An 8,810-nucleotide genomic window follows, 5' to 3' on the forward strand; every position below is an offset into this window, starting at 1 on the left:
GCTGGGAAGCTGGTTCGCCAGCCAGCCGGACGATCCGCAACTCACGGCCCGCCGGGCCTTGGGGCACGAGCACTTCGTGCGCATGATCGACGGGACGCTGGTACCCGACGACGAGATCATGAGTCGCACCCTCGCCGCCGACGGGCGCACGTACGGCCGCGCCATCCTCGACAGGGCCGACCAGCTCGAACGCGAGAAGTATTTCGGCGATCTGCCGACGACGAACGAGTACATTCACATGGATCCCTTGTACTGGGATCAGCACGGTGAAGCGGAAAACCTGCCCTGGGTCGGCCGGTCGGCGTACTACTTCCTTCTGCACGGGAGCCCGGGGGCGTTCTCCCTGGTGAGGTCGGACGGGGAGCGCCGACAGGCACGCGGCGACCAGGTCGGCGAGTACCTCCAGCGGCGTCCGAGTCTGCAGGGGCTCGCCGCCGACGGAGTCGTGGTGCTCATGTCGTGCTGGGTCGGCGCGGCCGCGGAAGGTCTCCCGGCCGTTCACGACGCCAGCCGCGCCCCCTTCGTCGCCGATCCGCTGGCGACCCTTTCCGAGCCTCAGCAGGTGGCCAACCAGGTCGGCCGCACGGTGTTCGCGGTCGACCGTGTCCACTACCTCACCCGCGCCACCGGGGTGACCCAGCAGGGGATCGCCACGACCGCCGAGGGAGAGCGGCGCAAGTGGCTGGAGCTGCGGCCGGAGCCGACGGGGGCGGCGCTCGACGACCTGGTCGGTACGGCGGGTCTGCACACCGCCCAGGGCCCGGCCCCGGCGGAGACCAGGGTCGCGACCCTGCGGCTGGTACGAGCCCTGCGTCAGGCGTTCGGGCCCTCGGTCGAGGACGACAAGGACGATGCCCACGGGAAGTACCAGCGGCTGCTGCGCGGAATCGGCGCGCTGGAGTCGATGCGCCGCAACGACCCGAAGCTGCGGGACACCGGACCGTTCAGCATGGACCTGCTGGACCGGATCGTCCGGTCGTATCCCGGACGGTCCGCGGGCCCGGCCTTGAAACCGGCGGACGTGCAGGCCGTTCTGGAGGCGGCGGAGACCGAGCCCGCCGGGCTGGCGCTGCGTGACTTCGTTCCGCTGCCCTCGGTCGACAAGGCCCTCGGGTTGCTGGCGGGCGGCGATCCCGACCAGCGGGCCGTCCAGGTCCTGGACCTGAAGGCCGGCCAGGTCACGGAGGTCCACCGGCAGCGGCTGCTGTGGGCGACGGTCAAGGCCGTCGAGGCCCTGGAGGCGACCACCGACGTGGATGCCCTGGCGGTCAAGGTCCTGCACCTGGACGCCTCCGCGCAGCCCGTGGACGAGGCACGGCGAGCGGAACTCCTGTGGATGACGGCCGGGGCGGCCGCGGTCGGCCGTGACCTCCGCAACCCGACGGCACTCGCCGCCTACCATCTGGAACGCAACGGTGCCCTGTCCTCGCGCACCCTGCTGTTGTCCGACGACCGCGAGGTCCTCGGCCGCGACTGGCTCGGCATGCAGATGGCCGACCCGTTGGTCCCGGACAGGTATCTCACCTCGTCCAACGGCACCGACGGAGAGAACGCCAAGATGCACTATGTGCCGTGGCGCGCCCATGGAGCTCGCCGGGGCCAGCGGCCCGCCGCCTATTTCGTGCTGGGCAAGGGCGGTCCCGACCATTTCGACATGCCCTGGCCCGACTACTCCCAGCGCCCGGTGCCCATCGACGAGATCGCCGAACTGCTGACCAACGACCCGGTGCTGAGCGCTCGCCCGCTGCACGAGGTACTCGTGCCGATCGTGCCGCACTCCGGCCGCGGTGAGGCCCTGGCGAAAGCCCTGTCCAGCCGGACGGCCACCGCGAGGACCGTGTACACGCCCGCGGTGGACGTCGATGTCTTCCGCGACACATTGAGGGAGAAGAACTTCGTCGTCGTGGCCTCGCAGCCCCCAGGATCCGCATCCGGATCCGACTGGGTCCGCACCGCCGCGCCCAGGCTGGTCCCCCCCGTCCCGGCCGCGCCGGCGGCACCCGCCCCCGTCGTCGCGACCACGGCCGGCGCGCACAGCACCGGCGGCGAAGAACTGCGCCCGCTCGCGGCCGGGCGGGCAGCGGAGCCCGCCCCCGCCGTCATGGAGCTGGTCGAGGGGCCGATGCCGAACGCCGCGATTCCCACGGACGCGGCGGACATCATCCCGCCGCCGATTCCGTACCCGGGGCGGCCCGTCTTCGTCGCGGCGACCGGCAGTGCCGAAACGGTCCGCACCGAAGGACTGGTGCCCGGCGGCACAGGGCTCGACCTTGTCGCCTATGCCCAGGTGGGCGGCCCCGGCCATGGATTCGTGAGCGCCGACACCTCGCCCGAGGCGGCGGCGCAACGGCTGCGCGAGGGCCATGTCTGGGAGGTCGACACGCCGGGCGGTATCGACATCACCGCGACGCTCGATGCCTACGGGATCCGTCCGGAGACCACCGGCCGGGACGAGGTCCTCTTCGCGGGCGGCGTCGCCTCCCGCTTCGTCAAGGGCGGCTGGGCGATCGTCCCCGACGGCGAGGCGAACACCCTCGGCGCGTGGATCCCCAACCCGCACTACTGGCCGGGCACCGACGTCCCCGACGCGACGCCGACCGCCCCCGAGCGCCGGCTGCCCATCGAACCGCTGCTCGAAAAGCGGGTGTTCCGCGTGGAGGACGTGGTGTCCACGGCCGAACTCCAGGCCCTGTCCGAGGCGCTCGCCGCCGCGGACCCGGCACCGGGCGAACAGTACGGGCGCGAGCTGGGCACCAGGCTGACCGAGCACATCAAGGCGGGGCTGGAGACAGAGGGCCTGGCGGTCGGTCATGTCGACCTGCACGTGAGCATGGAGGACCCCAACCACTCGATGGCGGGCATGGAACTGGCCCGTGCCGTGGCCAACGGTCTCGGCCGCCGGGCCATGCTCACCGTCGGCGCCCTGCGGACACCCACCGACATCTGCCCGTCAAGGAATTGACACAGACCCGTTCGGACCTCGGATCCGTATCTCTGAGTGGAACCCCTGAGCGAACAACGGCCCCCAGGAAGGGAGATGCCCGCATGCCCGAGTACGAGCAGATCGACTTCTCCGCGCTCGCGAACCATGCCCGGCGGATGCAGGGCAGCGTGGCGGACGCACAGCTCGACCTGCGGAACATCGAGGCCACGGGCCACAGCACGGACGGCATGGTCAGCGCGACCGTCTCGGCCGAGAGCCGGGTCGTGGACCTGCGCATCGACCCGTCGGTGATCGACCCCGACAACCCGGAGCGGCTGGTCCGGCTCCTCGTCGAGGCCATCGACAGCGCGCACGACACCGTCACCGAGCAGCGCGTCGAGGTCATGTCGGGGATCACGGGCGGCCTCCAGGACATCCTGGCCGGCCTGAATGGCGAGAAGAACGACAAGATGACGCCCCCCGTCGCACCGCGCTTCCCCGAGCGCCGTTCCCGGCGATGACCCTGCCCGCGAGCCCGACCGACGAGGAGATCTGATGTCCCGGGTCATCTTCCACCGGCCCGCCAGGGTCGTGCCGCCCCCGCTGCCCACCGACCCGGTGGTGCTCTCCGCGCCGCCGCAGCCGGTCGGCAAGGACAGCAACGCCAGCTGGCTCATGCTGCTGATGCCGCTGCTGTCCAGCATCAGCATGGCCGCCTATCTGATGTCCGGCGGCCGGCGGATGCTGGTCCTGCTGGGCATCGCCTTCGTCGTGATGTCCATCGGCGTCACCGTCGGCGTGCGGATGCAGATGCGCGGCCAGGCCCGTAAGCAGAAGCTGCGGGCCCGCGACCGCTACCTGGACCACCTGGTCGAGGTGCGGCGGACCGCCCGCCAGGTGGCGGAGAACCAGCGCACCGTCGCCGCCTGGCAGTTCCCCTCCCCGCGCCGGCTGTGGGCGATCGCGTCCCAGCGCCGCCGGGTGTGGGAACGCCGGGTCACCGACGCCGACTTCCTCAAGGTGTCCGTGGGCACCGGCAACGCACCGCTGTCCACGCCCATCCGGATGTCCACCCGCAACGACCCGACGGTGGAGTACGACCCGCGCGCCAAGACGGCCGCCGACCGGCTGGTGGACTCGATGTCCGTGGTCGGTGACCAGCCCGCCGTGCTGGACCTGGCGAAGGCCGGTGTGGTCAGCGTGCTCGGGCCGTCCAAGGTGGCCCGTGCGGCCGTGCGCGCCCTGCTCTGCCAGATCGCCGTGCTGCACGCCCCGGACGACGTGGGCATCGCCGTCGCGACCGGCGGCGAGGACTGGAACTGGGCCAAGTGGCTGCCGCACACCCATGAACCGGACACCGCCGGCGAGGCCGGCGTGGTGCCGCTGGTCGCGGAGGACTTCGAGGGCATCGCCGACCATGTGCAGCGGGCCCTGGAGGCCGCCGTCCAGCAGCCGTCCCGCCGGCTGAGCCTCACCGACCGGGACGGTCCGGACACCCGGCGCCGCCTCGTGGTCGTCCTCGACCGCTACCTCCCGCGGGCCGCCTGGGCCCGCTCGCCGGTCGCCGCCGAACTCCTCGCGGCGGCCGGCCCGCAGAGCGCGATCACCGTGATCTGCCTGGTGGAGCAGGAGAACGACGAGCCGACCCGGGCCGACGTACGGGTACGGCTCGACGCACAGGGGACGGTCACCGTGGAGGGCCGCCGCGCCGACACCCGTTCGGCGGTCGAATCGGCCGTCGCGGCCCGCGCGGAACTGCCGCTGTGCGAGGCCGTCGCCCGGACGCTGGCCCCGCTGCGGCTGTCCGCCGAGGGCGAGGAGATCCTCGCCCAGACCATGTCGCTGCCCAGCATGCTCGGCATCTCCGACCTGGAGAACTTCAGCCCCGAGTCGCTCTGGGTCGACGCGCAGGACGAGGAGGTGCTGCGCATGCCGATCGGGTTCGACAGCAGCGGCCAGCAACTCGTCCTGGACCTCAAGGAGTCCGCACAGGGCGGCATGGGCCCGCACGGCCTGATCGTCGGCGCCACCGGCTCCGGCAAGAGCGAACTGCTGCGTACCCTGGTCACCGGTCTCACCATGACCCACTCGCCGGAACTGCTCAGCCTGGTCCTGGTCGACTTCAAGGGCGGCGCCACCTTCGCCGGCGTCACCGACCTGCCGCATGTGGCGGGCCTGATCACCAACCTGGTGGACGAGGTCGCCTTGGTCGACCGGGTCAAGGACGCCCTCGTCGGCGAACAGCAGCGGCGGCAGAAGCTGCTCCGCGACGCCGGCAACATCGACAACGTCCGCGAATACCAGCTGCGGCGGGCCGCCGGGGCCACCGGACCGGACGGGCGTCCACTGGAGCCGCTGCCGTATCTGCTGGTCATCGTGGACGAGTTCGGTGAACTGCTCGCCACCCGGCCCGACTTCATCGACCTCTTCGTCCAGATCGGCCGGGTCGGCCGTTCCCTCGGCATCCATCTGCTGCTCGCCACCCAGCGTCTGGAGGAGGGGCGGCTGCGCGGCCTGGAGGCGAACCTCTCCTACCGGATCTGCCTGCGCACCTTCTCGGCGGCGGAGTCCCGGGTCGTCATCGGCACCCCGGACGCCTACCGGCTGCCGCCGATCCCCGGCTCCGCCTACCTCAAGGTCGCCGAGACGGTCCTGGAGCGCTTCCGCGTCGCCCACGTCTCCGGAACCCACCTGTCGGAGGAGCAGCGCGCCCTGGCCGCCGGACCGCCGCCCACCGACCCCGTGCACTTCGCGCTGCGGCTGCCGCCCGACCCCGACGCGGAGCCGGAGGAGGAGCGCGAGCGGGTGCGGCCCATGCTGGACGGGCCGAGCGAGATGCAGGTCATCGTCGAACGGCTCGGTACGGCAGGCCAGTTGGCCCACCAGGTGTGGCTGCCTCCGCTGCCCGCCGCGCTCGCCCTGGACGATCTCACCGGACCGGTCGTGGTCCGCCCGGAGCGGGGCATGTCCGCCGACTGGTGGACGCACAAGGGCGCACTGCGCACCCCGGTCGGCGTCCTGGACGTACCGCTCCAGCAGCTCCAGCAGCCGCTGGTGCCCGACTTCGCCAAGGCCGGTCACCTCGCGGTGGTCGGTGCCCCGCAGTCCGGCAAGAGCACCTTCCTGCGCACGCTGATGCTCTCCACGATGCTCACCCACACCCCGGCCGAGGCGCAGTTCCTCTGCCTGGACTTCGGCGGCGGCTCGCTCCAGCCCTTCGAACGGGCGCCGCACGTCAGCGGGGTGGCCGGCCGGCACGACCCGGCCCGGGCCCGGCGCGCGCTGGCCGAGGTGCGCCAGCTGATCGCCGAGCGGGAGCGGCTCTTCCGCCACCTCGGCATCGACTCCGCCGACGAGTTCCGGCGGCTGCGCAACACCGACCGGCTGCCCGAGGGGATACGCTCCGCCGACGTCTTCCTGGTGATCGACAACTGGGGTGCGATCCGTGGCGAGATGGAGGGCATCGACGCGACCGTCCTGGACATCGCGGGGCGCGGCCTCGGCGTCGCCGTCCACCTGGTGCTGACCGCGGGCCGGTGGGCCGACATCCGCACCGCGCTGCGCGACGCCATCTCGGCCCGCCTCGAACTGCGCCTGAACGACCCGGGCGATTCGGAGATCAACCGCCGGGCGGCCCGTGCCTTCGGGCTCTCCGCCCCCGGCCGCGGCATGGCACCGCCCGGCATCCAGTTCCAGGTCGCCCTGCCCCGGCTCGACGGCAGGGACACCGCCGACGGCCTCGCGGACGCGCAGGAGGAGGCGATCGGCAAGCTCGCGGCCGCCTGGTCCGGACCGGTGGCCCCGCCGATCCGGATGCTGCCCGAACGGCTCACCGCCGCCGATCTGGCGAGCCGGATCCGCGAGGACGACACCACCCCGGGCGTGCCGATCGGCATCGCCGAGACCGACCTCACCCCGGTCCGCCTGAACCTCACGGACGCCGACCCGCACTTCCTGGTCTTCGGCGACGCCGGCAGCGGCAAGTCCACCTTCCTGCGCGGCTGGATGAAGGGACTGGCGGCCCGGCGCTCGGCGTTCGACGCCCGGTTCGTCGTCGTCGACTACCGGCGGGCCCTGATGGGCGCGGTGGACGAGGAGTACATCGGTGCCTACATCGGCGACGCCAACGCGGCCCAGGTCTACGTCGAACAGGTCGTCGCCAAGCTCACCGAGCGGCTGCCCCCGGCGAACGTGACCATGGAGCAGCTGCGCAACCGTGACTGGTGGACCGGCCCGGAGTTCCATGTGGTCGTCGACGACTACGACCTGGTCGCCAACGGCCGTACGTCACCGCTCAATCCGCTCCTCGACTTCCTGCCGCAGGCGCGTGAGATCGGCCTGCACATGGTGGTGGCCCGCCGGGTCGCCGGCAGCTCCCGCGGCCAGATGTCGGAGCAACTCCTCAACCGCATCAAGGAGTTGGGTACGGCGGGCCTGGTCCTGTCCGGGGATCCCCGCGAGGGCGTGGTGCTCGGCAGCGAGCGGGCGGCCCAGCGCCCGCCCGGCCGCGGGGTCCTGGTCGGCCGCCAGGCGCCGCCGACCCTGGTCCAGGTCGCCCTGGACGTGTGAGAGAGCCCGGCTGGACGGAGGGGAAGCGGGAAACGTTCATCTCCGCGGAACCTCCGTCTTCCGGCCGGTCGCTACGCTCCGCGGAATGGCGGCGCACACGACGGCCTCGACGGTCGGCCGGAAGGCCGAACCCGCCCTGGAAGAAGCTCTGTTGACGGACCCCGGCACGGGACATGGCCGTGCCGTGCCCGTGGAGGGTGACGAGCCGGGGGCCGGCAGGTCCGAGCTCGTGTCCGCGGCGCGGACATCCGTGGGCCGGGTGCCGCGCGCGACCCACGACGAACCGCCCCGGCGCTCACCGGCCCGGGCGCGGGTGCAGGTGCGGAGCGCGGGCACATGGCGGACGCCGGGTGCCCGCACAGCGACCGAAGAACCGATGACCTCGGCGGTTGGCCAACTCGCCGACCTGACGGATCGGTTGTGCGGAGCGCGCCCGGCCGAGCCGGTGGCCGAAGACCCGCACGGACTGCCGGGGCGCCCTGGCAAAGAGGCGACACCTGCCGCCGTCCGGCGGGTCACCCCATACCAGCGGCACCAGCGCGCTGGGCAGGAGCTGCCCGCCGCCGGGGCGCCGAGGAAACGCGTGACCGCCCCTCGGCCGCCGGTGTCTGCGGAGGCCGAGGGGCGGGCGGCGGGCTGGACCGCGGAGAGTACGGAGAGCGTGCCGGGCGCGGAGTCCACGCAGGACGCGGACGCTCCGGCTGCCGGGGCGCCCGAGACCGTGCACCGGGTGGGCCGGGCCGTCGTCCGGTATGCCGGTTCGGCCGTGTCGCTGGGCGGCGGGGGCACGGCCGCGGGCCCGGCCCCAGCCGTGGAGGGCATCGCTGACAACGTTGTACCGCCAAGGCGGGGCCGCCCCACGACCCGGCGGTCGGCCGCCCTCGTCGGGACGGACGGCGGGCGGCAGGTACGACAGCTCGCCATGCGGCAGGTGAGGCACCTCGCCGGGCGGACCCGTCGGCGGGCGGCGCGTGGCTGGACCGGTCGGCGGGCGGCGCGTGGCTGGACCCGTCGGATTGGCCGGATCGGTCGGATCGGCCGGAGTCACCGGACCGGGCCGGTCGAGCCCTGGTACTGTCGCCCAACTGCCGTTGCTCCGGGGAGCCTTGGCGATCCGTGGCTCGTACTACGTCCTCACCGAGTCTGCGACCGGCTTCCCTCGCGAGGACGCCTGGACCCGGCGGACCGCGTCGGCCCGGAGCGGGGGGGGGGGGGGGGCGTTGCCGGGTTCCGGGAAGGGGACGGGCCCGGGGTACCGGGTCCGGGGGCGGCCACGGCGGTTCGTGCAAACGGACGCACGCCGGGGGGCCGCGGGGCC

General features: G+C 72.9%; 3 protein-coding genes (1 of these 3 only partly in view). All 3 read left to right on the top strand.

Features of this window, described 5'->3' with window-relative positions:
- Positions 1 to 2,962: the 3' portion of a lonely Cys domain-containing protein gene (locus tag ACFWXC_RS08800; RefSeq protein ID WP_384475270.1), read on the top strand. 24,410 nt of this gene lie to the left of the window's left edge; the window shows 2,962 of its 27,372 coding nt (coding positions 24,411-27,372); the start codon falls outside the window, past its left edge; its stop codon occupies positions 2,960 to 2,962.
- 83 nt (positions 2,963 to 3,045) lie between these two features.
- Positions 3,046 to 3,444, top strand: coding sequence for a YbaB/EbfC family nucleoid-associated protein (locus tag ACFWXC_RS08805; RefSeq protein WP_384475273.1), 399 nt, complete (start codon positions 3,046 to 3,048; stop codon positions 3,442 to 3,444).
- A gap of 34 nt (positions 3,445 to 3,478) precedes the next feature.
- Positions 3,479 to 7,492, top strand: coding sequence for a type VII secretion protein EccCa (gene eccCa, locus ACFWXC_RS08810; protein WP_384475275.1), 4,014 nt, complete (start codon positions 3,479 to 3,481; stop codon positions 7,490 to 7,492).
- Positions 7,493 to 8,810 lie beyond the last annotated feature (1,318 nt).

This window comes from Streptomyces sp. NPDC058683 (assembly GCF_042716195.1).
Lineage (GTDB): Bacteria > Actinomycetota > Actinomycetes > Streptomycetales > Streptomycetaceae > Streptomyces.

Excerpts from the sequence above, each read along its gene's own strand:
- ACFWXC_RS08805 (WP_384475273.1), top strand. The coding sequence starts at position 3,046 with ATGCCCGAGTACGAGCAGATCGACTTCTCCGCGCTCGCGAACCATGCC.
- eccCa (WP_384475275.1), top strand. The coding sequence starts at position 3,479 with ATGTCCCGGGTCATCTTCCACCGGCCCGCCAGGGTCGTGCCGCCCCCG.